Genomic DNA, 25,908 nt, shown 5'->3' on the forward strand with positions numbered 1-25,908 from the left:
TGCGCCTGCAGCAGCAGGCGACGGGGAAGGCGCGATCGCCATTGAAATGATTTTTTGTCATCGGCGGGAATAGGCTGTGACCCTTAAATCCTAGCGGCTGGAATGTATTGCGTAGGCGCTTATTTGTTTGCGTTTGTTACTAAGTGAGTGCAGGTTTAATTAATTGTCCGGAAGTTGAATAGTCATGGATCTGAATTAATCTTCCCCCGTAATTAAATAAACAAAGTGACAATAAAGCGCATTATTTTGGGTTATTTCCTTCCGATTGCGCTATGGGTGTGCGCAAAAAGCGTGCAGCGGCGACATTGCAGTGCATTTACGCTAAATCGTGACGCCTTTCACAACGCTGACGTATGGCTATTGCCGAGTATTCGCGAGTATGGTGATACTTTTAGCGCGGTCGAGAAGACCGCACACCATTTTTATTGCGGCGTGTTACTGCTAAAGCAGGCAAGACCAAAATAGGAATGCACTTCTCCTTGTGACGAGGCGCATTTCCATTTTGGTCTTTTTTTTTGCATTTTACTGGGGAAAACGATGGACTATCAGAAAATTGGCTTAGAAATATTGGCGCGGGTCGGCGGTAAAGGCAACGTCAGCAAGCTGACGCACTGCGCGACCCGTTTGCGTATGGAATTCAACGACGACGCTAAAGTGGATTCGAAGGCGATCGAAGCCCTGCCGGGCGTTATCAGCGTGGTGGTGCGCGGCGGCCAGTTTCAGATCGTGGTCGGCAATAACGTGCAGCAAACGTTCCGCGTGCTGCAAAAGGAGATTGGCCAGCCGCAAACCGGCGCTCAAAAGCAGCAGCCGAAAGGTGACGTGGTGTCACGGATTATCAGCGTGATTTCCACGACCTTTACCCCGGTGATCCCGGCCATTACCGGCGCGGGGATGATCAAGGCACTGCTGGCGATCCTCAAGCTGGCCGGGGCGATAGATCCCGCCGGCACGACCTATCGATTGCTGGATACCGTCGCCGATGCGGCGTTTTTCTTCCTGCCGGTGCTGTTGGCTTACGGTGCCGCGATAAAATTCGAGTGCAATCCCATCCTGGCGATGACCCTCGCCGGCGCGTTGCTGCACCCTAATCTGGCTCAGATGCTGGCGGCAGGCACCGCGATTGATTTTCTCGGCATGCCGGTGCGGCTGGCGGATTATGCCGGCTCGGTGTTGCCGATCATTTTTACCGTGTGGCTGATGTCCTATATCGAGCGGTTTGCCGAGAAAGTTTCGCCGACGATGATCAAGTTCTTCACCAAACCGATGATTGTGCTGCTGGTCACCGCGCCGCTGGCATTGGTGGTGGTCGGGCCGTTCGGCATTTTCCTCAATGACATGGTGGCCGCCGGTGCGGCGATCGTCGATGGTAGGGCTAGCTGGCTGATTCCTATGTTGATGGGCGGGCTGCAGCCATTTTTGGTGATCACCGGCACCGCCTGGGCGATGACACCGATAGCCACCGGCCAATTGACCAAGAATGGTTTTGAGATGATTAACGGGCCGGGCATGTTGGCGTCCAATATTGCGCAAGGTGCGGCGACGCTATGTGTGGCATTCCGCACCAAGAACACGAATTTGCGCCAGTTGGCGTCCTCCGCCGGTTTTACCGCGTTGTTGGGGATCACTGAACCCTCGCTGTACGGGGTGACGCTGAAACTGCGCAAGCCGTTGATCGCAGCGATGATCGGCGGTGGCTGCGCCGGCATTTACGCCGGGTTGAGCGGGTTGGTGCGCTATGCCTTCGTTTCTCCTGGCCTGGCTGCTTTGCCGGCGTTTATCGGTGAGAACCCGATGAATATCGTGCATGCGCTGATCACTTGCGCCATTGCCATCGTCGTGACCTTTGCCCTGACCTGGATCCTTGGCTTCGACGATCCGGTCGAGGAGGCGACCGAAGTGACTCAGGTGGCGGCCGACGAGGTATCGCCGGTTTTCAGCCCGCTGACTGGCAAAGCCGTGACGTTGGATCAGGTCAACGATGACGTCTTCTCACAGGGCTTGTTGGGCCAGGGCATGGCGATCATACCGTCGGAAGGGGTGCTGCGTGCGCCGCTGGACGGCGAGATCGTGACTTTCCTGCCGTCAAAACATGCGGTCGGCATCAAGGGGGACAACGGTGCGGAGCTGTTGCTGCATATCGGCATCGACACGGTAAACCTGGGTGGCCAACACTTTGACTCCGGACTGCAGATTGGCGATCGCGTGAAGGTCGGCGACGAGCTGGTGCGTTTTGACATCGGCGCGATCGCCGCATTGGGCTTCGATCTGACGACGCCGGTATTGATCGTCAACAGCGAAGCGTTTCAGGTTCAGGTGTTACCTAAGCCGCATGGCGTTCATGCCGGTGAGACGATTATGGCGCTGAAGGCCAATAAGGAGCCGGCATGATTTATCAACGCTTGCACGATTTTCCCGCCGAGTTTCTCTGGGGCGCGTCGACTTCCGCCTATCAGGTGGAGGGCGCATGGAATGAAGACGGAAAAAGCCCGTCGATCGTCGATATGCTTGAACATCCCGCAGGCACGGCGGATTTTACGGTGGCCAGCGATCACTATCATCGCTTTCGCGAGGATGTGAAGCTGTTCGCAGAACTGGGGTTAAAGGCCTACCGGTTTTCGGTTGCGTGGACGCGCGTGTTGCCCGATGGCGTCGGCGAAGTCAATGCGCCGGGGCTGGCGTTTTACCGGCAGTTGATCGACGAATTGCTGGCGCACGGCATCGAGCCGGTGGTGACGCTGTATCATTTCGATCTGCCTTATGTGCTGGAGCAGCAGGGCGGCTGGTCCAATCGCGCCACCATCGAGGCTTTTGTCACTTACGCCGGCGTGCTGTTCGACGCCTTCGGCGATCGGGTGAAGTATTGGCTCACCATCAATGAACAGAACACCATGATCCTGCACCCCGGCGCTATCGGCACGCCCAAAGGCGGTGCGTTGCCTGACAAACGGACGCTGTATCAGCAGAGTCATCATATGTTGGTCGCTCAGGCCAAAGTCATGGCATTATGCCATCAGCGCTGTCCCGGCGGGAAAATTGGCCCGGCGATCAATACCACCTCGATGTATCAGGAGACCTGCAATCCGCTGGATGCCATTGCCGCTCATAACTGGGAGACGTTGCGCTGTTGGAGTTTTCTCGATGTGGCGGTGCATGGCCGCTACAACGCCCTGGCCTGGCGTTATCTCGAGGATCGGGGGTGGGCGCCGGACAGGGAGCCGGAGGACGCGGCGCTGCTGTTGGCGGCACGACCGGATTATGTGGCGATCAATTACTATTCCACCGCCACGATCGCCGCTAGCCGCGGCGACGGTTCAGACGTGAGCGCACGCGCCGGCGATCAGCAAATTATGCTCGGCGAACCGGGTGTGTATCGTGCGGCGGAAAACCCGTTTGTCGGCAAGACGCGCTACGGATGGGTGATCGATCCGGTTGGCCTGCGCTTAACGCTGCGCAAGACCTTCGAACGCTATCACCTGCCGATACTCATCACGGAGAACGGAATTGGCGCGCCGGATGAATTGCGGGCGGATGAGACCATCGACGACGACTATCGCATTGAATTCATGCGGCAGCATGTCGAACAGATGCGGCTGGCGATCAACGATGGCGTCGAGCTGCTCGGTTATTGCCCGTGGGCGGCGATTGACGTCGTCAGCACGCATCAGGGCTACGCCAAGCGCTATGGATTTATCTACGTGAACCGCGGAGAACGGGATCTTAAGGATCTGCGGCGCATCAAAAAACGCAGTTTTGACTGGTATCGGCAGCTTATCGCCGCCAATGGCCGGTTAGGCAAATAAGCAAGGTGACGGCCGAGACGATGAAAGTCATTAAGGTGCTCAACAACAGTCTGGTGTTAACCGCGGACGACGATAACCGTGAGGTTATCGTCATGGGCAAGGGAATTGGTTTTAACAGCAAAACCGGAGACGAGATCAACCCGGCCGCCATTGAGAAAGTGTATGTGGTGCAGGAGGGGCAAAAGGGGCGCGATTACCTGCGGCTGATTGAAACTGCCCCGACGGAACACATCGAAATTGTGCAGATGATCCTCAGTGAGGCCAACCGCCAACTGAACGGCAACATTAATGAACAGATTTTCTTTACGCTGGCGGATCACGTCAGTTTTGCTATCGAACGTCATCACAAGGGTATCGCCATCCAAAACCGCCTGCTGTTCGAGGTGAAGCGTTTCTACCCGCGAGAGTTTGCGGTGGGGCTGCAAGCCTTGGCCTACATTAACCAGCGGCTGAGTATCCAACTGCCTGAAGAGGAAGCGGGCAATATCGCCTTTCACCTGGTCAACGGCCAGACCGAAGTGCAAAACATGGAGCACACGTTGCTGGCGGTGAAGATGCTGAAAGATATTTTCAATATCATCAAGTATCACTTTCGCCTCAATATCGACACCGATTCGCTGAACTACGCGCGCTTTTTAGTGCATATGCAGTTCTTTATCCAGCGCATGCTCGACGGCAAACAGATGACCTCGAAGGCCGACTTTCTGTTTGCCCAGATGATGGCCGAGTACCCGCATGCCTATCGTGGTGCGCTATTGATCCGCGATTACGTGAAGAATCTGCTGCAAATGGAGATGTCGAACGATGAGCTGCTGTATTTGATGATCCACCTGACGCGCATCACCGATCAGCCCGAGGCCTGAACCGCCTCGGCGACCAGTTCGCGAAAGCGCTCGACGATCGGTGAGGCCGGGCTATGGCGCAGCGCCAGGTAAAGCGGGGCGCTGAGCTGCGCTTCTTCGGCGAGGGTGCGGTAGACAATGCCGTCGCCGCCCAGCCGCCGCATCGAGCCGGGCACGATTGACAACCCCAGCCCGGCGCCGACCAGGCTGAGGGTGGCCGGCAGGCGTGGCGCTTCCTGCACGATGCGCGGGCTGAAGCCGGCGCGGTGGCAGGCGGCCAGGATGGCGTCGTACAGCCCCTGGCCGGCCGGGCGGCGATAGAGAATAAACGCCTCGTGGGCCAGTTCGGCCAGCGGCAGCGGCTGCTGCGTTTCTTGCGCCAGCCGGTGGCCCAGCGGCAGGGCGACGATCATCGGCTCGCTGAGCACCGGCTCGACGCTCAGGCCGGGAATGCCGTTGGCCGGCGAACGCACGAAGGCGGCGTCGAGGCGCTGTTCCAGCAACGCCTCCATCAGTTCGCCGCTGCCGGCTTCTTCCAACTGGGTGGTGATACCCGGCAGGATGTCGCGGTAGCGGCGCAGCAGGTTGGGCACGAACGGATGCAGCGCGGCGGAACTGGTGAAACCGATGGCGATGTGGCCCTGCTCGCCGCGGGCGGCGCGCTGTACCGCTTCGCGCAGGCGTTCGGCGCGCGCCAGCAGGGCGCGGGCTTCTTCGAACAGCACGCCCCCCGCTTCGGTGACGCGCACGCCGCGCGGCAATCGCTGTAACAACTTCACGCCCAATTCGTCTTCCAACCCCTGCAGCAGGCGGGTCAGCGGCGGCTGTTGGATAAACAGCCGCTCGGCGGCGCGGGTGATGTTGCCTTCTTCCACCACGGTGACGAATGCCCGCAGGCGACGCAGTTCGATCATAGCCATACCTCAAAGGTATTGTTAGTTTCTCCGGAATGCATTAGACATCATGGCACGGCGGCGCGCATGATACCAGACATCAAAACAAGCGATGTGGAACGGCAATGTCATGTCAGATATCAATACGTTAAAACCGCACCCGGCGGCAGCGCCGGGTAATGCGGAGCTGTTTTTGGGCTTTCTCTGGCTGGGGCTTATCGGCTTCGGCGGCGTGCTGCCGATGGCGCGCAGTATGCTGGTGGAGCGCCGGCGCTGGCTGAGCGGCGAACAGTTTACCGAGCTGCTCGGTCTGTGCCAGTTCCTGCCCGGCGGCAATGTGATCAACCTGTCGGTGGCGGTGGGCATGGAGTTTCGCGGGCTGCGCGGCGCGCTGTGCGCCTTGCTGGGCCTCATCAGCGCGCCGACGGCGATCGTGGTGGGGCTGGGCGTGGTGTACGCCCGCTTCCAAAACGATCCGCATGTGCAGCATGTGTTCGCCGGGCTGGCCGCCGCCGCCGCCGGGCTGCTGCTGTCGACCGGGCTCAAGATGCTGCTGCCGCTGCGCGGTAAATGGCCGGCGCTGGCGATCGTCGCGCTGGCGCTGATCGCCATCGCCTGGCTGCGCCTGCCGCTGTTGCCGACCATGCTGGTGCTGGCGCCGCTGAGCATTCTGCTGATGTGGCGGTGGCCGTCATGAGCGGGGTGTTGATGGCGTTGGCGCTGATTTTCACCGAGCTTTCTTTATTGGCGTTCGGCGGCGGCATGACCATTCTGCCGGAAATGCAGCGGCAGGTGGTGGAGGTGCATCAGTGGATGAGCGCCCAGGAGTTCAGCGCGCTGTTCGCCATGGCGCAGGCCGCGCCGGGGCCGAACATGATGATCGTGCCGCTGGTCGGCTGGCACGTCGCCGGCTGGGCGGGGCTGTTAGTGTCTTCGATCGCCAAGTTCGGGCCGTCTTCCATCGTTACGCTATTGGTGATGGGCGCCTGGCGGCGCTTTAAGGATCGCCCGTGGCGCCGCATCGTGCAGGCCGGACTGGTGCCGCTGACCGTGGGGTTGGTGGCGGCCAGCGGTATCTTGATCGCCGAGGCTTCCGCGCCCAGCTGGCGGCTGGCGGCAATCGTGGCGCTGGCGACGGGGTTGAGCATGAGCAAGCGCCTCCATCCGCTGTGGGTGCTGGCGGGCGGCGCGCTACTCGGGTTACTGTTCGCCTGAAGGGTTAGCGCGGGATCAGTACAAAGCGCGAAGGGCCATTGCGGTCGATCAGCTCATAGCGCTTCGGCGCGGTCAGGGCCAGAAACGCCACCATGCTCCCTTCGGCGTCGGTCAGCGTCATGCCGTCCGGCGTCGGCCGCCAGGCGACCGGCAGCGCGTGCAGCGCCAGCGGCTGCAGGCATTGGGCGGAGGCGCTGAAACGGAAAGCGTTGGTGTTGGCGACCGCTTCGTCGCTCAGCTGCACCTCGCAGACGGTTTTACCGTCGCCGATGGCGGCGAGCTGCCAGTCGCCCTTCAGCGCGGCGGGTTCCAGCAACGGCAGTGAACTGCCCAGGGCACTGCTGCACAATATGCTCATAACGACTCCTGTCAGGCTGGCGCGGCGCAAGGCGCGCATAAGGAAATGGGTTGGCATCGGGTCACTCCTTTCGGCTGTCCGTTCACACTTTAGCACGTACCTATCTTGATGATGAGGGAAGGATTAGGTTTTTTAATCCTCGATTATTCTGATCTGATCGGTGATAAAATACGCAAAAAGACGAATAATTAACCCGTTAATGCGCTCATTTTTCTCATTAATATAGTGAGAATACAAATTGTTACGCGTATCTCCATCTCTATGCCCGGCGCGGTGAAGCCAGGCCGGGTGGGCTCGCGCCAGCGGGGTGAGTCACTATACTGGTCATTCCTAAGCCTTGGCTTAGATTAGAACGACTGATGAATAGTCTTACAAAGCGAGTGGGTTCCTATTGTGTAAAAGGAGAATACAATGCGCAGTCGCCACAACGACATTTTGCAAGATGACGATGAGTTCACCAGCCTGGCCGCCACATCCCCCAACGATCATAACTATCAGTTTTACTATCACCAGCCCGGCAGCCCCTATGACGGATTGGGCTACGGCGCGCTGTTCACGCTGGACAACGCTAACCTGTACAGCAACCAGCGCGGCGGGGCGGCGATTAATAATTTGGGTAAAATCCGCGATAACTTCAGCTTCGATCGCGCCGCCGATCAGTTGACGCGGCCGGGCCTGACGCACAACGGCGACCAGGTGTATCACCAGCCGGTCGCGCTGACCTATTCCTTCCTGACGCAGAGCGCGCTGAACCGCATCGGCCAGACCGGTGACGGCGACAAGGGGCTGCAGCCATTGACCCAGGCGGCGCAGGCTCAGGCGCTGAAATCGATGCAGGCGTGGGCCGACGTGGCGAACGTGACCTTTACCGAGGCGGCGTCCACCGATATCAACCACCGCGCGGACATCACCTTCGCTTACTTCACCCAGCGCGCCGACGGCAGCACCGCCGCCGGCAGCGGCCCGAATGCCATCAACGCGTACGCCTATTACCCGCCGAGCGCCAAACCGGGCAGCGATAACGCCTTTGCGGGCACGGTGTGGTTCAACAAGAACTTTGCCACCCATCAGGCGCCGGTTAGCGGTGACTTCAGCAGCCAGACCTTCACCCACGAGCTGGGGCATGCCCTGGGGCTGGCACACCCGGGATCTTATGACGCGTCGCTGGGCAACCCGAGCTACCAGAACGATGCCGCCTATTATCAGGATTCGTTGCAATACTCGATCATGAGCTATTTCAACGCCGGTTACACCGGCGCCGACACCAAAGGGGTCTATGGCTATGGCCCGATGGTGGATGACATCGCCGCGATCCAAAAATTGTACGGCGCCAACATGAGCACCCGCACCGGCGACACGGTGTACGGCTTCAACTCCAACACCGGGCGCGATTTCCTGACCGCCACGGCGGACAACGGCAAACCGGTCAACTTCGCGGTGTGGGACGCCGGCGGCAACGACACGCTGGACTTCTCTGGCTACAGCCAGCAGCAGATGATCAATCTGAACGACGGCGCGTTCTCCAGCGTCGGCGGCGGCACGCAGAACGTCGCCATCGCGCGCGGGGCGATCATCGAGAACGCCATCGGCGGCAGCGGGCGCGATGTGATCATCGGCAACGATCAGGACAACCTGCTGGCGGGCAACGCCGGCTCCGATATCCTGTACGGCGGCCTGGGGGCGGATCATCTGTGGGGCGGCAAAGACGCCAATAACTTCACCGACTATTTCGTCTATCTCAACGCCAGAGAGTCCACGGTGGCGGCGTTCGACGTGATTGAAGACTTCGAGCACGGCATCGACAAGATCGATCTCTCCGGCCTGCGCTTCAACAACAGCCTGAGCGAGCTGCGCTTTATCGACAGCGGCAGCGTCTTCAGCGGCCAGAAAGGCGAGATCCAGCTCAACTTCGACGCCTTCAACGGCACCACCGATCTGCTGATGAACACCCAGAGCAACAGCTACGCCGCCGACTTCAAGATCCACGTGGTCGGGCAGGTCGAGCAGAGCGATATCTTGTTTGCCTGAGGTGATGAAGGGGAAGAGAAAAGGGCCGAACGGCCCTTTTTTTACGGCTGGGCCGCCGCCGCGCTTTCCGCTACGAAAGAACCGGTCGTCACCTCGCCGGCGCGGCGGTAGTGGGCCACGATCACGCCGCCGGGCGAGACCACCGAGTGGGTCAGCGTGAAGGCCGCCGGCGCCGCGTTGTCATCGAACAGCCGCTTGCCGCCGCCGAGCAGCACCGGGTAGGTGAGCAAGCGCAGTTCATCCACCAGATCGTTGGCCAGCAGCTGTTGCATCAGCGTGCTGCTGCCCTGCACCAGCAGCACCGGCCCCTGGGTGCGCTTCAGCTCGCGCAGCCGGGCGAGGATGTCTTGCCCCAGCCACTGGCTGTTCTCCCACGTCAGCGTCTCGCCGTGGTGGGTGGCGACGTACTTGGCCGCCTGATTGAACACGCGGGCGATGTCGGCGGAAAACGGGTCGGCCTCGTCGGTGATATGCGGCCAGTAGCCGGCGAAGATATCGTAGGTGCGCCGCCCGAGCAGCAGATCGAAAGGCGCAGAGAAAAGATCGCTCATCGTTTCCGCGACGGCGTCATCCCAATAGGGCGCGGTCCAGCCGCCGAAGCGAAAGCCGCCGCTGCGGTCTTCGTCTTGCCCGCCGGGCGCCTGCATCACGCCGTCGAGGCTGACGAACGCGCTGGCAATAATCTGTCGCATGGCTGTCTCCTGCAGTTGAGTGCCAGCTGAAAGTTTAGCCGCCGTGCGGCGGCCGCGCCAACCGGCCGCTCAGGGTTGCAGCGCCTTGAGCAACGCCTGATGGAAGCGCGCCGGCTCCTCCATTTGCGGCGCATGGCCCAGCCCGGCGAACTCGATCAGCGTGGCGTGCGGGATGAGTTTCGCCGCCTGTTTGCCCAGCACCGCGTAATGCCCTATTTTGGCCTTGACTGCCGGCGGGGCGATATCGCTGCCGATGGCGGTGGTGTCGGCGGTGCCGATCATCAGCGTGGTGGGGGTTTGCAGATCCTTGAACTCGTAGTACACCGGCTGGGTGAAGATCATGTCGTAGATCAGCGCCGAGTTCCACGCCACCAGGCGGTGGCCCGGCCCGTTGTTCAGCCCGGCCAGCATATCCACCCAGCGATCGTACTCCGGCTTCCAGCGGCCGCCGTAGTAGGTGTGCTGCTCATAATTGCGGATGCCCTCGGCGGTGGTGTTCAGCTCGCGCGCGAACCATTGATCGACGCTGCGCCACGGCACGCCTTTCGCCTTCCAGTCCTCGAGGCCGATCGGGTTGACCATCACCAGCTGTTCCACCGCCTGCGGATACATCAGGCTGTAGCGCGTGGCCAGCATGCCGCCGGTGGAGTGGCCGATGACGATGGCCTTGCTGATGTTCAGGTTCTGCAGCAGGCCGTGGGTATTTTGCGCCAGCTGCTGGAAGCTGTACTGGTAATGCGCCGGCTTGGTAGAGGAGCAAAAGCCGATTTGGTCCGGCGCGATCACGCGGTAGCCGGCCTTGCTCAGCGCCTTGATGGTGTCCTGCCAGGTGGCGGCGCAGAAGTTTTTACCGTGCAGCAACAGCGCGGTGCGGCCGTTGGCGGCGCCTTCCGGCGGCACGTCCATATAGCCCATTTTTAACGGCTGCCCCTGCGAGGTGAAGCTGAACTGCTGCAACGGGTAGGGGTAGTGAAAGCCCTGCAGCTCCGGGCCGAACGTCGGCGTTTCGGCGGCGCCGGCGTTGAACGCGGCCAGCGCGGCGCACAGCAGCGCGCTACGGGTGAATCTCAGCATCCTGATCTCCTGAAAACGGACGAGAGCCGAGTATAGCCACAATCAAGGCGTCGGCGCGCCAGTGGTTTCAGATAATTCTGTAATATGACGGTTTGATTCCCGGCCAGATTCCGGCAACGCTCTTTTTCACAGTGAACGCGGTCACGCCGCGCAACATTGGCGGCGCCTGATGGTTTTATTTCAAGGCTAAGTTATGCGATGCTTAAGCATTATTTATGCAAAAGGATCCTCGCATGTCCGCTTTATCCCGCTGCGCTTTCAGCGAAGGCAGCGTCGCTTTGCCGGAAGGCTATGCCGATCGCACGGTCAACGTCCTGTTGGCCGGCGATGATGTTTCCCCCTCAGTCAATATTTCCCGCGATGCGCTGCAGCCGGAGGAGAACCTGGAAGGCTACGTCACCCGCCAGCTCGATGCGCTGGCACAGGGGCTGAAAGGTTGGGCGTTCAAAAGCCGCGAGCCGGCGACGCTGGGCGATGGGCTGGCCGCCGGTGAATGGGTGCGCGCCAGCTACCTGCGCGACGGCAAACGCATCTGGCAGAACCAGGCGGTGTTCGCCCTGGCGGAAGGCCGGGTGCTGGTGTTCACCCTGGCGATGGCGCGCAAGCTGACGCCACAAGATGACGCGCTGTTGCAGCAGGTGCTGAGCAGCTACCGGGCGGCCTAACGATGAACTCTTTGCGTAAAAGGACCTTACGATGACCGAAGCGGCCCGCGTCGGCGATACCATCGGGCATTCCCATGCCCTGGCCGGCATGATTGCCGGCACCCTTGTCGGCGGCCTGATCGCCGCCGCAGGCGCGGTGGCGGCGGGTGCGCTGTTCGTCGCCGGCCTGGCGGCTTCCTGTATTGGCGTCGGCGTGCTGCTCATCGGCGCCAGCCTGGCGGTGGGGTATCTCACCGGGGAGGCGGCCACCGCGGCGCGCGACGGCATTGCCGACGCCGGTGCCGGTAGCCTGACCCCCAAAGGCAATATCGTCACCGGCTCCCCCAACGTTTTCATCAACGGCAAACCCGCCGCGCTCGCCACCAACAGCCAGGTGGCCTGCAGCGACGACGGCCCGAGTATGCAGATGGCGCAGGGCTCCGACAAGGTCAGCATCAACGGCCAGCCCGCTTCGCGCGTGGGGGACAAAACCAACTGCGACGCGCAGGTGATGGAAGGTTCGCCCAACGTGTTTATCGGCGGCGGCACCGTCACCACCTTGCCGATCAAGCCCGAAGTGCCGGATTGGCTGTACAAGGTCTCTGACCTGACGCTGCTGTTCGCCGGCCTGGTGGGCGGCGTGGGCGGCGCCGCCGGCAAGTTGGGGGCGCTCGGCAAACTGCTGGGCAAGCTGCCCGGCATCAACAAACTGGCGCGCATCGCCTGCCGTGCCGGCACCCTGATGACCGCGACCGCCGCGGTTGGCATTATCGCCCGGCCGGTGGATATCGTCAGCGGCCAGAAATTCCTCGACGGCGAAGACGATCTCGATTTCGTGCTGCCATCGCGCCTGCCGGTCGCCTGGCAGCGCTATTGGCGCAGCGGCAACCCCGGCGACAGCGTACTGGGCCGCGGCTGGAATCTGTTCTGGGAGAGCAGCCTGCAGCCGTATCAGGACGGCCTGGTGTGGCGCGCGCCTTCCGGCGACTTCGTCGCTTTCCCTATGGTGCCGCGCGGCCACAAAACTTACTGCGAAGCCGAAAAATGCTGGCTGATGCACAACGATGACGGCAGCTGGCAGCTGTTTGACGTCGGCGAACAGATTTTCCACTACCCGCCGCTGGCGGGCGAGCAGCCGAGCCGGCTCAGCATGATCACCGACGCCATCGGCAACGCCACCTCGCTGTTTTACGACGACGAGGGGCTGCTGAGCGAACTGGTGGACAGCGCCGGGCAGCGCCTGATGTGCCGCTATGCGCAGGGCCGCCTGCGCGAAGTGGCGCTGCAAACCGCCGAAGGCGAACGGACGCTGGCGCGCTACGGTTACGATGAGCAGGGCCAACTGACGACGGTGAGCAACCGCGCCGGTGAGGTGACGCGCCGCTTTGGCTGGCGCGACGGCCTGATGATCAGCCACCAGGACGCCGCCGGGCTGCTGAACGAATACCAATGGCAAGAGATCGACGGCGTGCCGCGCGTGACGGCCTACCGCAACAGCGCCGGAGAATCCCTTGAGTTCGGTTACGACTTCGCCGGCGGGCGCCGCAGCGCGGTGCGCGGCGACGGCAAGCGCGCGGAGTGGCGGCTGGATGACGACGACAACGTGGCGCAGTACACCGATTTCGACCAGCGCCGCTACGGTTTTATCTACCAACGCGGCGAGCTGTGCAGCGTGCTGCTGCCCGGCGGCGCGCAGCGCCAGAGCGAATGGGATCCTTATGGCCGCCTGCTGTCGGAGACCGATCCGCTCGGCCGCATGACGCGCTATCAATATTCGCGCAACAGCGGCCGGCTGTTCGCCGTCGCGTACCCGGATGGCAGCAGCGAGGCGCAGCACTGGGACACGCTGGGGCGCCCGACGCGTTATGTCGATGCCCTGGGCAATGCCACGCTGTACCGCTATCCGGATGACGAAGAGAGCCTGCCGGCCAGTGTGATCGACGCGCTGGGCGGGGAAGTGAAGCTGGAGTGGGACGCCCGCGGCCAGCTGACGCGCTACACCGACTGTTCCGGCAGCGTCACGGCTTATACCTACGATGCGCTGGGGCAACTGACGGCGCAGACCGATGCCGAAGGCCACCAGACGCGCTACCTATGGGATAACGGCGGGCGCCTGCACACCCTGATCCACCCGGACGGCGGCGAAGAGCGTTTTAACTGGAATGCGCACGGCCAGCTGGCCGAACATCAGGACGCGCTGGGCAGCCTGACCCGCTGGCAGTACAACGCCCTGGGGTTGCCGGTCAGCATCACCGACCGCATCAACCGCACCCGGCGCTATCACTACAGCCCGCAGGGCTGGCTGACGCGGCTGGAGAACGGCAACGGCGGCGACTACCGCTTCAGCTACGATGCGGTGGGCCGTGTGGTGGCCGAAGAACGCCCGGACGACACCCGCCACTATTATCGTTACGGCGCGGCCGGGCTGCTGGAAGAGCACCGTGAGGTCGGCCTGCCGGGCGGCGCGGGCGAGCTGACTCAGCGCGAACAGCGCTTCCGCTTCGACGAGGCCGGGCAGCTGGTCTGGCGCAGTAACGCCAGTGCGGAATGGCATTACCGTTTCGACGCCATGGGGCGGCTGCGTGAGCTGAACCGCCTGCCGACGGCGAGCGGCGTGGCGTTGGGGATCGAGCCGGACAGCGTGCAGATGCGCTATGACGCCGCCGGGCGGCTGCTCGGCGAGCAAGGCGTCAACGGCGAGCTGCAATACCAGTGGGATGCGCTGGCCAACCTGCAGGCGCTGACGCTGCCGCAGGGCGATCGCCTGCAGTGGCTGTATTACGGCTCCGGCCACGCCAGCGCCATCAAATTCAACCAGCAGGTGGTGAGCGAATTCACTCGCGATCGCCTGCACCGGGAAACCGGCCGCAGCCAGGGCGCGCTGCAGCAGCAGCGGCGTTACGACGCCCTGGGCCGCCGCAGCTGGCAGAGCAGCGCCTTCGGCCACGACAAACTGACCCGGCCGGAAGACGGCGTGCTGTGGCGCGCTTATCGCTACACCGGCCGCGGCGAGCTGGCCGGGGTGAGCGACGCGCTGCGCGGCGAAGTGCACTACGGTTACGACGCCGAAGGCCGCCTGCTGCAACACCGTGAGCCCAATCAGGGCAAACCGGGCTCGCGGCTGGTGTACGATCTGGCGGATAACCTGCTGGGCGAGCGCAGCCCGCAGAGCGACATCGACGCGCACCTGCCGCTGGCGCCGATTGCCGACAACCGCCTGACGCACTGGCAAAAACTGTTTTACCGTTACGACGCCTGGGGCAACCTGATCAGCCGGCGCAACGGTCTGTACGAACAGCACTACCGCTACGACGCCGACAACCGGCTGGTGCAGGCGCACGGCCGCGGCCCGCAGGGCGAATTCGAGGCACAGTATCATTACGACGCGCTGGGCCGCCGCAGCCGCAAAACGGTGCACTACAAGGGCAAAACCGAACAGACGACCCGTTTCCTGTGGCAGGGCTACCGGTTGCTGCAGGAGCAGCGCGACGACGGCAGCCGCCGCAGCTGGAGCTACGATCCGGCCAGCCCGTGGAGCCCGCTGGCGGCGCTGGAGCAGGCGGGCGACAGCCGCTCGGCGGATATTTTCTGGTACCACACCGATCTGAACAGCGCGCCGCTGGAGGTGACCGACGCGGCGGGCAACCTGTGCTGGTCCGGGCAATACGACACCTTCGGCAAGCTGCAGGGCCAGACGGTGGCCGGCGCGGCGAAGCGGCAGGGCGCGCAATACCAGCAGCCGCTGCGCTACGCCGGGCAATACCAGGACGACGAAAGCGGCCTGCACTACAACCTGTTCCGCTACTACGAACCCGAGGTGGGGCGTTTCACCACGCAGGATCCGATAGGGCTGCGCGGCGGGTTGAACCTGTATCAGTATGCGCCGAACCCGCTGATGTGGGTGGATCCGCTGGGGTTGAGTGCGTGTGGTGCTGAAAAAAATAAAAAAACCACATACATTGGCACCAGTAGAAGAGATGCCTTTAGACAAGCTAAGCGTGATGCAAAAATCAGTAATAACCAACATCCAAAAATAGATCGGGTTGACCTATTGGATGGTAAAGGTAATAAGATACTTGATGTTAATGGAACACCTATACAGGTCAGGCAATATCACTATACAAATAGAGAAGGGGTCCCTATTGTAATCCAAGAGCATAGTCTTGGTCATACAAAGGCAACTGCATTACATGGGGCAGAGCCACATTTTAATGTGAGACCTATCGATAATTTAAATACAGGCAGTGTTCCCGGAACGCATGGCCATTACAATTTTTAATTGGTGATTATATGAATTTATTGGATTTTGTAAGAAGAAACGAGTTTTTAAAAAAAGTATTCCCTAATGGTTTGGAAGAAAGTGTATATATTGGGCAGATTGTTTTCGATGTCGAAGGACGTCTGTCAGTTAAGATACATACACATCAGAAACCAGCAGTTGATGTGAGTAAATGGGGGGGTTGGGGAAAGGATTTCAATGTTTTGGTCATAGAGTTAAACGGCACTGGTTGTGATAACATTAATATTATCAACTGGAGAAAGGCCTCTTATGCAAAACTTAACGTTGTATGTGAAAAAGGTAAAAAGTTCATTTCACAGTTGGGAGATGATTGGAGTGTGAATATTGAGTTTGATGATTTTATATTCCAAGGATTTAGTAACTATATCGATGGTGATAAAGATTAAATGTAGCTATAGCTGTCTGGTGCTAGTTCATTAAAGTGTTTTTATTAGTACGAGTTGGTTAAGTGGATAAAAATAGTTTAAGTTCAGAATATAAAATCAATTTTGGAGTGGTTAATAAGTTTAGAAAGTCGTTAGTTGAACAGACTGAGCAAATACTGCGGTAGCTTATGTAGACAAGGGGTATTGGAGGATCTCCAAATCATAAATTAGTAAAGTGAGTATTTAAATAACATATTGCTCTTTAAAAAAGATAGGTTTTAGAGAAAAAAAGACAGTATTCAATAAATTTTTTTAAGCAAAGGCCGCCTGTTGCATAACACCGCCGACCCAATCAGGGCAAACCGGGCGCGCGGCTGGTGTACGATCTGGCGGATAACCTGCTGGGCGAGCGCAGCCCGCAGAGCGACATCGACGCGCACCTGCCGCTGGCGCCGATCGCCGATAACCGTCTGACGCACTGGCAAAAACTGTTTTATCGTTACGACGCCTGGGGCAACCTGATCAGCCGGCGCAACGGCCTGTACGAACAGCACTACCGCTACGACGCCGACAACCGGCTGGTGCAGGCGCACGGCCGCGGCCCGCAGGGCGAGTTCGAAGCGCAGTACCATTACGACGCGCTGGGCCGCCGCAGCCGCAAGGCGGTGCGCTACAAGGGCAAAACCGAACAGACGACCCGTTTCCTGTGGCAGGGCTACCGGCTGCTGCAGGAGCAGCGCGACGACGGCAGCCGCCGCAGCTGGAGCTACGATCCGGCCAGCCCGTGGAGCCCGCTGGCGGCGCTGGAGCAGGCGGGCGACAGCCGCTCGGCGGATATTTACTGGTATCACACCGATCTGAACAGCGCGCCGCTGGAGGTGACCGACGCGGCGGGCAACCTGTGCTGGTCCGGGCAATACGACACCTTCGGCAAGCTGCAGGGCCAGACGGTGGCCGGCGCGGCGAAGCGGCAGGGCGCGCAGTATCAGCAGCCGCTGCGCTATGCCGGGCAATACCAGGATGACGAAAGTGGCCTGCACTACAACCTGTTCCGCTACTACGAACCCGAGGTGGGGCGTTTCACCACGCAGGATCCGATAGGGCTGCGCGGCGGATTGAACCTTTATCAGTATGCGCCGAACCCGCTGATGTGGGTGGATCCGTTTGGGTTATCTGTAGAAGGAGTTCCACATGGCTTTAATAGTTTCGGCCAATTTAAACAATTCGGTGAAGCATTACAGGCAGGAATGAGTAAATCAGGATATCCCGGCACAGTTTCATATATGCAAGGAAGCTCCGTATCGGGGGTAAGTTTCTCTACAGGTCAACCATTTGATGTTGGCCGTGTTAGTGATTTTGACGTTGCTATTTCACATCCTGAGCTATATCAAAAAGCAGAACAGCTTGGAATAGGAAAAGGAGGGCGCACTGGACCAATTGATATGGGTAGTGAAATGGCTAAGAAATTAGGTATTGATGATACATTGCAAAAATTATCTAAAATGTCAGGAGGTAGACCTGTGAACGCAATGGTCTTTGAGTCTGCTGCTGAAGTTAAGGCTAAAGGAAAGGGAACTAGAATACCTGGTAAATGTGGTGGATAAATTATGAAAAAATTATATTTTTTAAAATATGGCAGTGTTATATCAAAAAAAGAAGTGAGCAAATTACTGGACGATAAATGGGATGTAACTTGCTCGGAGTATGACAGTTCCTATTTTGGTGTTTACTTTGCATATACTGGCCTTTATGCAGACAAGTTAACCATTACTGATAATTATATTCCTCACTCTAATGAGTGGTTAGAGGAAGATAACAAAGAGTTTAGCACGATAATTAAGGTGTCTTTCACTAATGGGAAGAATCCAGAAAAACTCAGCAGGTACAAATTCTTGAAGAATGCGTTTAATCAACTTGATGGATTATCGAACATAAGTGATGAGTGCATCGAAGAAGAGTGACCGACAAGCTGTCGAAAGGATCCTTTCTTTGGGGCTCTTTAGTGAGCAGCATTAAATATGAGATATAAGATCAAAGCTTGAAAAGGAGATATTAGGTTCTTTAAAAATAAAAAAAGGAAGAGTAAAAACATTAGATTGTTAGTTGCATCAAAGGCCGCCTGCTGCAACACCGCGAACCCAATCAGGGCAAACCGGGCGCGCGGCTGGTGTACGATCTGGCGGATAACCTGCTGGGCGAGCGCAGCCCGCAGAGCGACATCGACGCGCACCTGCCGCTGGCGCCGATCGCCGACAACCGGCTGACGCACTGGCAAAAACTGTTTTACCGTTACGATGCCTGGGGCAACCTGATCAGCCGGCGCAACGGCCTGTATGAACAGCACTACCGCTACGACGCCGACAATCGGCTGGTGCAGGCGCACGGCCGCGGCCCGCAGGGCGAGTTCGAGGCGCAGTACCATTACGACGCGCTGGGCCGCCGCAGCCGCAAAACGGTGCACTACAAGGGCAAAACCGAACAGACGACCCGTTTCCTGTGGCAGGGTTACCGGTTGCTGCAGGAGCAGCGCGACGACGGCAGCCGCCGCAGCTGGAGCTACGATCCGGCCAGCCCGTGGAGCCCGCTGGCGGCGCTGGAGCAGGCGGGCGACAGCCGCTCGGCTGATATTTACTGGTACCACACCGATCTGAACAGCGCGCCGCTGGAAGTGACCGATGCAGCGGGCAACCTGTGCTGGTCCGGGCAATACGACACCTTCGGCAAGCTGCAGGGCCAGACGGTGGCCGGCGCGGCGAAGCGGCAGGGCGCGCAATACCAGCAGCCGCTGCGCTACGCCGGGCAATACCAGGACGACGAAAGCGGCCTGCACTACAACCTGTTCCGCTACTACGAACCCGAGGTGGGGCGTTTCACCACGCAGGATCCGATAGGGCTGCGCGGCGGGCTGAACCTTTATCAGTATGCGCCGAACCCGCTGATGTGGGTGGATCCGTTGGGGTTGAGTGGTGAAAGTGTCTTTATACATTATACGGATAAAAGCGGTTTTGAGAGTATAATGAAAACAGGAGTTCTCGAGGCTAATGCCAAGGGGAAGGTTTATATAACAGATATACTTATGTCACCTAACGATGTCATGCGGGACATTCTTATTAATGATCCTAAGCATGTAGGAAGAGGTGATTATGCTATTATCTTTAAAGCAGATCCTGTGCAAATGAGTAACATAAAACAGTCATCTGCCCTTGAATACATTCATAATGGAAGGTTGAAGTTAAAAGATGTCCTTTACTCTGGGGGGAATCCTTATTCCATAGTATCTAAAATGAATTATGAAACGAGAAGTAAATTAACCTTTAATCAGATTAAGGCAAGGGGGAGCTGTGGTGGATGAAAATGAAAAGAAAATAATTGTTACTCAGGCTGAAATTAGTGCACTGAAGAAGCTTATAATGTATGTTAAGTTTTCTTGTGATGATGTTGAATCATTAGAGTATGCTGGTAGTTATGCAATCAATAGTTTATTTGATAAGTTGATTGCTATTGATTATCTTGGAGAGTTTGAGCGAAAATTTTATGACATACAAAACCCGGACAATGAGATTGCAGTAATGAACAAAATTAATAAATATCAACATGATTCTTTAAATAAAATGAGTGACGAGACTATGAGAGAAGTCTTTAAACAATGTCTTCATCCATTTAAACCAAGATAAAGTATCTTAATAGGAGGGTAATACTCTCTCTTACTAACCACATAGTTCGAAGAGTTTATAAGCCTCCTGTGGCAGCACCGTCGGTTGTCGCAGGAGTGATGTGACAACGGCGACTGTTCGGCGAATATTTTCTGGTGTTACATTGATCGGATTAGTGCGTTATTGGAAGTAAGTGACACGGTGTATAATCTAGGTGGGTAATGATTAATATGTTTGAAAATAATAGATTAATTGACAATCTGGTATTTTTGAATGAATCTAGTAAAAATGAAAGTGTCATTATGAATTTTTATTCTTGGGTCCATATTATTTATGGAGTGATTGTTTTTTATGGAAGAAAAAGTGAAGAGGAAGCAAGTTACATAATTAACAATACGCCTATGTTTACAACACCACCCGAGAATTTCATGGAGGCCTGTATGTTAGGTCATGAGGATGAATATTATTGGGGTATGGTAATGTCATATGGTGATAGATATTTTGAGAAGGGTTTTCCTCGTACAGCACCGAATGATTATTTTGAATGGGAAGATAGTTATATAAAAGATCACAATCTTGAGAGAAACACTCTAGTTTTTAATGATTAAAATAAGTGATGTTGCTAGAGCCGACAATTCTCAGTCGGTTCTGAATGTCTAGAATGAAAAGTATCTAAAAGAGCAGGTTTGATAATTTTGAAATATCCATCCGTACACATTGATAAATCATTTAATATTACGGTGTCTAACATGATTGATTTTAACGCGAGGATTGTGTCGGGTGTTTTCATAGGGAATGTCGTTCTAAATGAAAATATTTCACTATATATTAATGAGATGCACTCCAGATTTAGTGTTAAGATTAAAAACCACTTCCTACCTGACGGGAGTGATCGAAAGTCATATACAGTCGACAATACCTTGACCATCGTAACTGATAAAGACGGTGTCATTTTGTCACTTGGATGTAATGCTCATTATCAAGGGGCTACAATGGAATCATATTTCCCAGAATGAGTGTGATAGATATAATAAAGCTGACGATGTCGCAGAAAATATACAATGGCTCCATCATTATTAATGATGATTTTGGTGTTTCGTTTATCCTCCCATCCCCATATGATGAGATTTCCGATGCGATAAATCATATTCCTAGTGGTCTGATAATAAACGAAATTTTCGTATCTGATTTTTCATTCTGGCGTTAGCTTATGGAATATATGAGTGAGTTTAGTGAACATTTAATTAAATTTGGGGTGAGTGATATAGTTGTCACTGGCTACATAGATTCGGATACACCACCGATTTTTCACCCGATGTATGACAGGATTTACTTTATATCTGGTGAGGTTGTTTTTGAGGTTTACATCGGTAATGATGGGGTTGTTAATTCACATTTGGTTGAAAACATCGCTCCGCGGTTTGAGGTAGATGTGGATGATCAATTTTCTATGATGTCAATTTATTCCCAGTCATTTAAAACTGAGCAGGAGGTTATCATAGTTGGAGTAAATTATAGTGACGATCCGTCCTCAGGGGTTTTCTTAAAATATAAGGCAGGTGACGATGAGCGGCTATTATCTTTAGAATCAAATAATTTTTTCGGTTTTCTCATTTCATAGTTCAAAGGATTTCGAGATTATTGAATGCTAGTAGTTAATTGAAGCTTTGAGTTTTTTGATAGTGGCATTGAAAATTAGAGGGTTATTGTAAGTAACATGGTGATTGATTGTTAGAAATAGCTTATTCCATCTGTCGTAGGAGGAGGAAAGAACTGTGGAGTCCGATAAGAATTATTATAAAGGTAAATGTGAACTCATTTCTGGCGAAGGGAGGATCTATACTGAGTTTAATGGCGATGTTGCAACAAGACAAATAACTATAATAAATGATTTGTATTATTCATCCTCATCTTTGGAAGATTGGCACGAAGATATAGGTTTTTTACTTTATGATGGTAAGAAAAGTGAGCTTGATCTTTCTGAGTCAAAGTTGATAACTAGTCTTGAATTTGAAAGTGAATGGGATAAGACAATCACCCCTGATGTTTTGAATGATTATGTCAGTTTTAGTTATGGTGATGAATCTATTCCTTTGTCAAAATCTAAAATGATCATTCATATTGTGAATAATAAGGGTAAGTGGGGAAAAGGCTTTGTTGTTCCTCTATCAAAACGCTATCCAGCAGTAAAGGAAGGATATTTAAAGTGGTTCTCTGAAAAAAAGGATTTTTTTCTCGGGAATGTACAATTCATCTGTGTGAACGGAAACGAGCGGATATATGTTGCAAATATGTTGGCTCAGGATGGACTAAAGAAAAGTAAAGATGATAATGCTCAGTATGTTTCATATGAAGCACTGAAAGAATGCCTAAGTCTGGTTTCTGATTATGCATTAAAAGAAAGGCTTAGTATACAATCACCTATGATTGGTGCAGGATTGGGAGGTGGTGATTGGGATGCTATTTTTTCTCTAATTAAAGAGTGCTTGGCAAGAAAGAGAATAAAATGCAATATCGTTAAATTAGGTTGAGTGAGAGTGACATGAACTTCTATACTTTCAGTAGCTTTACATTTGGCGATAACTTGATTTGTTTTCCCGATCCGAAATCAAGATTGTCCAGCTTTTTTATTTGGAATGAAGGTGATGGTAAGTTCCTATCCTACTCACTGCCAAAAGGGAAAGTGCCAAGCGCTTTGAGTAGCGATATTTTTAATTTGCATGACTATTTTCCTGCCAGTCTCGGAATTCCAATTTTTTCAAAAAGAGCTAAGGCTGTATTTGAACGCAAGGTTTCGTCTGAAATGTTATTCTATGAATGTGCGGTAGAAAACGTAACTGAAACGATGCTTCTGTGTAAAGTGAATAATTATTTTTCAATTATTGATGAGGAAGCCTCGACGTTCAGAGAGCTTGGGGATGGAAGCAAGCTCATTGATGTGCCTGCTTACAAGTGTGACAGGGAGTTCTTTATTGCTAGGGATAGCATCTATTGTGAAAGGATAATTGTCTCTCAGCAGTTTGTTGACCTATGTAATGAAGAACAGCTAAACATAGGCTTTGAGAGTTGCTAATTGACGTTCCCAAAAGATGCTCACCATCCTCTTATTCCTCCCCCAAACTAAATACCCAATGTGCCGTTAATCAGGGTGCGGCAGTGCCCGCCGATCCAGGGTTCGCCGTCAATAAAGCGCACGCTCACGCGGCCATCTCGATTCAGTTGGGTGCCCTGGCGCACCAGGTAGCCCTGTGCGGTCTGGCCGCCGTCTGGGAAGCGGCTGGCTTGCAGCAAGCGCGCCAGGCAGGCGTTGGCGCTGCCGGTCACCGGATCTTCAATCAAAACACCGCATTCCACCATAAACGCACGCATTTCGTAATCGGCCGGTTCGGTTGCGGGGCAGGCGCCATAAATCACCACGCCATCCACATCACACGCCGTTTGCAGCTGTTTAATCGTGGCCTGATCCGGCGTCACCGCCAGGCAGGACTGCGCGTCCGGCAGGCGCACCATCAGCCAGCGAATACCCATCTCGGCAATCACCGGCAGGGGGCTTGCTGCAATCATCGCGGGCCGTAAAGCGGCCATCAGCCGTTCTGTTTCCTCAGCCGCCATTGGGCTGAGCTCAACTTCGGGCGCGGCGAACGCCAAGGTGCCTTCCGGCTGGATATTGACCGCCACCAGGCCGACGCCGCATTCCTGCATCACCGTCCCAGGCCGTTTAGGTGCCAATCCGGCTTCCAGCAGGGCGTAGGCGGTGCCCAGCGTCGGGTGGCCGGCGAAGGGCAGCTCTTTTTCGGTGGTGAAAATGCGCACCTTATAATCCGCCACCGGGTGCGTCGGTTTAAGCACAAAGGTGGTTTCCGAAAGGTTGGTCCAACGGGCCAATGCCAGCATCTGCGCGTCGTTCAGCCCTTCGGCCTCCAGCACCACCGCCACGGGATTGCCGAGCAGCGGCGTGGCGGTGAAAACGTCCACCTGTTTGTAGGCGCGGGGTGTCACATCATCACTTCTGAGCATTGGCCATCATCCGTTATCAACAAAACCTGATGATAACGATATTCGCCAATGGCTTCAAAGGGTTGAGTTTTGTTTTGAGATATCTGCCCGTCGCCACTTCAGCCCCGGCTTGGCGAACATCACCAGGTTGCCCAGCAGGATCAGGCACAGGCCCAGCACGGCGTTGAAGTGCCACTGATAGCCTTCGTAGATCGTTGAGATGGTCAGCGCCACCAGCGGGAACAGCAGGGTGCTGTAGGCCGCCGCGCCGGCGCCGATGCGGCCGAGCAGGCTGAAGTAGGCGGCGAAGGCGATCACCGATCCGAAGACAGCCAGGTACAGCAGGGAGCCGATATAGCGGCTGCTGTATTCCATCTGGAACGACGCGCCCTGCGCCAGGGCGATCAGCGCCATCAGCATCGCGCCGTAGGTCATGGCGTAGGTGTTAGTGGAAAAAATATCCAGCCCGCGGCGCTGATGGCGCGTGCTGATCATATTGCCCAGCGAGAAGCCGTAGGTGCCGAGCGCGCTCAGGCCGATGCCTTTAAGCAGCTCCGGCGCCATGCGGGTGGCGGCCAGATCTTGCCAGAACAGCGCCACGATGCCGGTCAACCCCAGCAGCGCCGCCGGCAGCAGGTTGGGGCTGGGGCGCTGGCGGAAGAACAGCAGGCTGTTGAGGGCGTTGAACAGCACCGCCATCGAGAAGATCACCGATTCCAGCCCGCTGCTGATGTAAGCCGCCGCGTGGTAAAAGCAGAAGAAGTTGAAGCCGAACACGCAGCAGCCCTGCAGCACGCAGAACAGATGATCGCGCGGGGCGAGACGGCGCAGGCGGCGCGTTAACAACAGCACGGCGAACATCACCGCGGCGGAAATGGCGAAGCGGTAAGCGATTGAGACGGGAATGGCCACCGGCCCTTCCTGTTGCAGGGTGATCGCAATCCAGGTGGTGCCCCAAATCAGCACCACGGCGAGGTACAACAGCGCATTCATTCTATTTGTTACTCCGAAAAAACCGATGGCGCAGTATCCGCTTTGGCGCGCGGCGGCGCTTGCAGCGCTTTGCGCTCAGTTGCATATTCTTGCGCTTTTTTTGCCAAAAGCGCGGGGCGGCGGCTGGCATGCCGCGGCGCCACTCTTTACACTGTCGGCATGTCGAACAACGGGGCCGGCGATGTCCAACTATCAGGCGTTTGAAACACTGCGTGAGCACAAGGCGCGGCTGCACGGCAGCGTGCTGCTGGGCACCGGCGTGGAGCTGGCGGCCTGGTCCAACTGCAACGATCGCGTCACGCAGGAAAGCGCCGACCACCATACCCTGAGCCTGTACGTCGCCGACGGCTATGAGTGCTACCAGCAGGTGCCGGGCGGCTGGCGCAACGGCGGCGGGCCGGATCGGTTCTGCATCATGCCGCGCCAATACGCCTCCACCTGGGATGTGCGCAGCGATCTGTCGTTCGTGCATCTGTACTGCACCGACGGGCATCTGCGGCAGCTGGCGGAGCAAACCTGGGATCGCAGCCCGGCGGCGATCAACGTGGAGCCGCGCAGCTTCGGCGAAGATCCGCAGATCACGCTGCTGTACCGCCAGTTTTTGCTCAACTGCGATTGGCAAGACAGCGCCAATCTGCTGGCGCTCAGCAGCGCGTCGAACCTGCTGATGTCACACCTGATCCAGCGCTACAGCCAGCTGCAGTGGAAGCTGCCGCCGGTGCGCGGCGGCCTGGCCCCTGCGGTAGCCAGGCGGGTGCGGGAATATATCGCAAGCCACCTCGATCGGCCTTTGCTGTTGGCGGATCTGGCGGCGCAGGCCGGGTTGAGCGAATACCATTTCGCCCGCATGTTCAAGCACGCCACTGGCCTGGCGCCGCACCAGTTTGTGATGCGCGCCCGCCTGCAGCGGGCGGAACAGCTGTTGCGGCATAGCCAACAGCCGATCACCGAGATCGCGTTGGCGTGCGGCTTCAGTTCCGCCAGCCATTTCAGCAACCGCTTCAAGGCGGCCTATGGATTTGCTCCGCTGCAGGTGCGGCAGGGGCGCTAAC

The 25,908-nt window shown here is 56.6% G+C and carries 22 protein-coding genes and 2 pseudogenes; 18 read left to right on the plus strand and 6 right to left on the minus strand.

Going from position 1 to position 25,908, the window contains the following annotated elements; genetic code table 11:
- Window positions 1–537: 537 nt before the first annotated feature.
- Genes ACJ8J4_RS02485 through licT form a run of 3 tightly spaced genes read left to right on the plus strand, consistent with a single transcriptional unit; the run spans window position 538 to window position 4,666 of the window.
- Window positions 538–2,391 (plus strand): beta-glucoside-specific PTS transporter subunit IIABC, encoded by a 1,854-nt coding sequence (locus ACJ8J4_RS02485; protein ID WP_264383935.1) that lies wholly within the window; start codon window positions 538–540, stop codon window positions 2,389–2,391.
- The gene (locus tag ACJ8J4_RS02490; RefSeq protein WP_049295548.1) at window positions 2,388–3,803 is read left to right on the plus strand and encodes a glycoside hydrolase family 1 protein; all 1,416 of its coding nucleotides are present in this window, start codon (window positions 2,388–2,390) and stop codon (window positions 3,801–3,803) included. Before ACJ8J4_RS02485 ends, ACJ8J4_RS02490 begins: the two co-directional genes overlap by 4 nt.
- A gap of 20 nt (window positions 3,804–3,823) precedes the next feature.
- A complete protein-coding gene (licT, locus tag ACJ8J4_RS02495) occupies window positions 3,824–4,666 on the plus strand; it encodes a BglG family transcription antiterminator LicT (RefSeq protein ID WP_043143221.1) in 843 nt (280 codons plus the stop codon).
- Here licT and ACJ8J4_RS02500 read toward each other — a convergent pair.
- Window positions 4,651–5,565, minus strand: coding sequence for a LysR family transcriptional regulator (locus ACJ8J4_RS02500; protein WP_173888939.1), 915 nt, complete (start codon window positions 5,563–5,565; stop codon window positions 4,651–4,653). The genes licT and ACJ8J4_RS02500 overlap by 16 nt on opposite strands.
- A 103-nt stretch (window positions 5,566–5,668) precedes the next feature.
- On the opposite strand from ACJ8J4_RS02500, the gene ACJ8J4_RS02505 reads away from it, so the two are divergent.
- Together ACJ8J4_RS02505 and ACJ8J4_RS02510 are read left to right on the plus strand one after the other, a co-directional pair.
- The gene (locus ACJ8J4_RS02505; protein WP_127145882.1) at window positions 5,669–6,235 is read left to right on the plus strand and encodes a chromate transporter; all 567 of its coding nucleotides are present in this window, start codon (window positions 5,669–5,671) and stop codon (window positions 6,233–6,235) included.
- Window positions 6,232–6,753: a chromate transporter gene (locus tag ACJ8J4_RS02510; protein WP_028127817.1), complete on the plus strand. Its 522-nt coding sequence runs from the start codon at window positions 6,232–6,234 to the stop codon at window positions 6,751–6,753. The genes ACJ8J4_RS02505 and ACJ8J4_RS02510 overlap by 4 nt, the downstream gene beginning before the upstream one ends.
- 4 nt (window positions 6,754–6,757) lie before the next feature.
- Here ACJ8J4_RS02510 and ACJ8J4_RS02515 read toward each other — a convergent pair whose 3' ends face one another.
- Complete coding sequence (locus ACJ8J4_RS02515; RefSeq protein ID WP_016927814.1) at window positions 6,758–7,111, minus strand: protease inhibitor Inh/omp19 family protein; 354 nt, start codon at window positions 7,109–7,111, stop codon at window positions 6,758–6,760.
- A 411-nt stretch (window positions 7,112–7,522) separates the two neighbouring features.
- On the opposite strand from ACJ8J4_RS02515, the gene ACJ8J4_RS02520 reads away from it, so the two are divergent.
- A complete protein-coding gene (locus ACJ8J4_RS02520) occupies window positions 7,523–9,139 on the plus strand; it encodes a serralysin family metalloprotease (RefSeq protein ID WP_060447201.1) in 1,617 nt (538 codons plus the stop codon).
- Between the two features lie 41 nt (window positions 9,140–9,180).
- Here the strand turns inward: ACJ8J4_RS02520 and ACJ8J4_RS02525 are convergent, their stop codons facing one another.
- Together ACJ8J4_RS02525 and ACJ8J4_RS02530 are read right to left on the minus strand one after the other, a co-directional pair.
- Window positions 9,181–9,831: a dihydrofolate reductase family protein gene (locus tag ACJ8J4_RS02525; protein ID WP_049206107.1), complete on the minus strand. Its 651-nt coding sequence runs from the start codon at window positions 9,829–9,831 to the stop codon at window positions 9,181–9,183.
- 69 nt (window positions 9,832–9,900) lie between these two features.
- Window positions 9,901–10,905 carry an alpha/beta fold hydrolase gene (locus ACJ8J4_RS02530; protein ID WP_049206108.1) on the minus strand — a complete coding sequence of 335 codons (1,005 nt, stop codon included), beginning with the start codon at window positions 10,903–10,905 and terminating at the stop codon, window positions 9,901–9,903.
- A 233-nt stretch (window positions 10,906–11,138) separates the two neighbouring features.
- Between ACJ8J4_RS02530 and ACJ8J4_RS02535 the strand changes: the two genes are divergently transcribed.
- The 11 genes and pseudogenes from ACJ8J4_RS02535 to ACJ8J4_RS02585 all read left to right on the plus strand — a co-directional run bounded on the left by ACJ8J4_RS02535 (window position 11,139) and on the right by ACJ8J4_RS02585 (window position 22,940).
- Window positions 11,139–11,570, plus strand: a complete 432-nt coding sequence (locus ACJ8J4_RS02535; protein WP_049206109.1) for a DcrB-related protein — start codon at window positions 11,139–11,141, stop codon at window positions 11,568–11,570.
- A gap of 31 nt (window positions 11,571–11,601) precedes the next feature.
- Window positions 11,602–15,828, plus strand: a complete 4,227-nt coding sequence (locus ACJ8J4_RS02540; protein WP_442515980.1) for an RHS repeat-associated core domain-containing protein — start codon at window positions 11,602–11,604, stop codon at window positions 15,826–15,828.
- 11 nt (window positions 15,829–15,839) lie between these two features.
- Complete coding sequence (locus ACJ8J4_RS02545) at window positions 15,840–16,235, plus strand: hypothetical protein (protein WP_043144027.1); 396 nt, start codon at window positions 15,840–15,842, stop codon at window positions 16,233–16,235.
- A gap of 317 nt (window positions 16,236–16,552) precedes the next feature.
- A pseudogene (locus ACJ8J4_RS02550) lies at window positions 16,553–17,818 on the plus strand (RHS repeat domain-containing protein); the annotation flags it as partial.
- A 3-nt stretch (window positions 17,819–17,821) separates the two neighbouring features.
- On the plus strand, window positions 17,822–18,175 hold the full coding sequence (locus ACJ8J4_RS02555; protein ID WP_043143939.1) for a hypothetical protein: 354 nt from the start codon (window positions 17,822–17,824) through the stop codon (window positions 18,173–18,175).
- A 149-nt stretch (window positions 18,176–18,324) separates the two neighbouring features.
- Window positions 18,325–19,566, plus strand: a pseudogene (locus tag ACJ8J4_RS02560) (RHS repeat domain-containing protein); the annotation flags it as partial.
- Window positions 19,559–19,888 carry a hypothetical protein gene (locus ACJ8J4_RS02565; RefSeq protein ID WP_227257831.1) on the plus strand — a complete coding sequence of 110 codons (330 nt, stop codon included), beginning with the start codon at window positions 19,559–19,561 and terminating at the stop codon, window positions 19,886–19,888. The pseudogene ACJ8J4_RS02560 and the gene ACJ8J4_RS02565, both read left to right, overlap by 8 nt.
- Window positions 19,889–20,097: 209 nt before the next feature.
- The gene (locus ACJ8J4_RS02570; protein ID WP_152692839.1) at window positions 20,098–20,475 is read left to right on the plus strand and encodes a hypothetical protein; all 378 of its coding nucleotides are present in this window, start codon (window positions 20,098–20,100) and stop codon (window positions 20,473–20,475) included.
- A gap of 602 nt (window positions 20,476–21,077) precedes the next feature.
- On the plus strand, window positions 21,078–21,488 hold the full coding sequence (locus ACJ8J4_RS02575; RefSeq protein ID WP_442515981.1) for a hypothetical protein: 411 nt from the start codon (window positions 21,078–21,080) through the stop codon (window positions 21,486–21,488).
- 154 nt (window positions 21,489–21,642) lie between these two features.
- Window positions 21,643–22,398: an Appr-1-p processing protein gene (locus ACJ8J4_RS02580; RefSeq protein WP_197835867.1), complete on the plus strand. Its 756-nt coding sequence runs from the start codon at window positions 21,643–21,645 to the stop codon at window positions 22,396–22,398.
- A gap of 11 nt (window positions 22,399–22,409) precedes the next feature.
- On the plus strand, window positions 22,410–22,940 hold the full coding sequence (locus ACJ8J4_RS02585) for a hypothetical protein (protein WP_148123419.1): 531 nt from the start codon (window positions 22,410–22,412) through the stop codon (window positions 22,938–22,940).
- 47 nt (window positions 22,941–22,987) lie between these two features.
- On the opposite strand, the gene ACJ8J4_RS02590 is transcribed toward ACJ8J4_RS02585, so the two are convergent.
- Entirely contained in the window at window positions 22,988–23,884 is an 897-nt protein-coding gene (locus ACJ8J4_RS02590) for a PhzF family phenazine biosynthesis protein (protein WP_089180882.1), read from the minus strand.
- Window positions 23,885–23,938: 54 nt separating this feature from the next.
- Window positions 23,939–24,856 (minus strand): DMT family transporter, encoded by a 918-nt coding sequence (locus ACJ8J4_RS02595; protein WP_197758701.1) that lies wholly within the window; start codon window positions 24,854–24,856, stop codon window positions 23,939–23,941.
- A gap of 181 nt (window positions 24,857–25,037) precedes the next feature.
- Here ACJ8J4_RS02595 and ACJ8J4_RS02600 point away from each other — a divergent pair, with 181 nt between their 5' ends.
- On the plus strand, window positions 25,038–25,907 hold the full coding sequence (locus ACJ8J4_RS02600; protein WP_164067056.1) for a helix-turn-helix domain-containing protein: 870 nt from the start codon (window positions 25,038–25,040) through the stop codon (window positions 25,905–25,907).
- Window position 25,908 lies beyond the last annotated feature (1 nt).

The sequence above is a fragment of the Serratia sp. CY47280 genome, from assembly GCF_052168655.1.
GTDB classification, from domain to species: Bacteria; Pseudomonadota; Gammaproteobacteria; order Enterobacterales; family Enterobacteriaceae; genus Serratia; species Serratia bockelmannii.

Coding starts and splice junctions, on each gene's coding strand:
- ACJ8J4_RS02525 (WP_049206107.1), bottom strand. CDS start 9,831: ATGCGACAGATTATTGCCAGCGCGTTCGTCAGCCTCGACGGCGTGATG.
- ACJ8J4_RS02540 (WP_442515980.1), top strand. CDS start 11,602: ATGACCGAAGCGGCCCGCGTCGGCGATACCATCGGGCATTCCCATGCC.
- ACJ8J4_RS02595 (WP_197758701.1), bottom strand. CDS start 24,856: ATGAATGCGCTGTTGTACCTCGCCGTGGTGCTGATTTGGGGCACCACC.
- ACJ8J4_RS02505 (WP_127145882.1), top strand. CDS start 5,669: ATGTCAGATATCAATACGTTAAAACCGCACCCGGCGGCAGCGCCGGGT.
- ACJ8J4_RS02490 (WP_049295548.1), top strand. CDS start 2,388: ATGATTTATCAACGCTTGCACGATTTTCCCGCCGAGTTTCTCTGGGGC.
- ACJ8J4_RS02555 (WP_043143939.1), top strand. CDS start 17,822: ATGAAAAAATTATATTTTTTAAAATATGGCAGTGTTATATCAAAAAAA.
- ACJ8J4_RS02515 (WP_016927814.1), bottom strand. CDS start 7,111: ATGAGCATATTGTGCAGCAGTGCCCTGGGCAGTTCACTGCCGTTGCTG.
- ACJ8J4_RS02500 (WP_173888939.1), bottom strand. CDS start 5,565: ATGGCTATGATCGAACTGCGTCGCCTGCGGGCATTCGTCACCGTGGTG.
- ACJ8J4_RS02600 (WP_164067056.1), top strand. CDS start 25,038: ATGTCCAACTATCAGGCGTTTGAAACACTGCGTGAGCACAAGGCGCGG.
- ACJ8J4_RS02570 (WP_152692839.1), top strand. CDS start 20,098: ATGTTTGAAAATAATAGATTAATTGACAATCTGGTATTTTTGAATGAA.
- ACJ8J4_RS02585 (WP_148123419.1), top strand. CDS start 22,410: ATGAACTTCTATACTTTCAGTAGCTTTACATTTGGCGATAACTTGATT.
- ACJ8J4_RS02575 (WP_442515981.1), top strand. CDS start 21,078: ATGGAATATATGAGTGAGTTTAGTGAACATTTAATTAAATTTGGGGTG.
- ACJ8J4_RS02535 (WP_049206109.1), top strand. CDS start 11,139: ATGTCCGCTTTATCCCGCTGCGCTTTCAGCGAAGGCAGCGTCGCTTTG.
- licT (WP_043143221.1), top strand. CDS start 3,824: ATGAAAGTCATTAAGGTGCTCAACAACAGTCTGGTGTTAACCGCGGAC.
- ACJ8J4_RS02520 (WP_060447201.1), top strand. CDS start 7,523: ATGCGCAGTCGCCACAACGACATTTTGCAAGATGACGATGAGTTCACC.
- ACJ8J4_RS02510 (WP_028127817.1), top strand. CDS start 6,232: ATGAGCGGGGTGTTGATGGCGTTGGCGCTGATTTTCACCGAGCTTTCT.
- ACJ8J4_RS02485 (WP_264383935.1), top strand. CDS start 538: ATGGACTATCAGAAAATTGGCTTAGAAATATTGGCGCGGGTCGGCGGT.
- ACJ8J4_RS02530 (WP_049206108.1), bottom strand. CDS start 10,905: ATGCTGAGATTCACCCGTAGCGCGCTGCTGTGCGCCGCGCTGGCCGCG.
- ACJ8J4_RS02545 (WP_043144027.1), top strand. CDS start 15,840: ATGAATTTATTGGATTTTGTAAGAAGAAACGAGTTTTTAAAAAAAGTA.
- ACJ8J4_RS02590 (WP_089180882.1), bottom strand. CDS start 23,884: ATGCTCAGAAGTGATGATGTGACACCCCGCGCCTACAAACAGGTGGAC.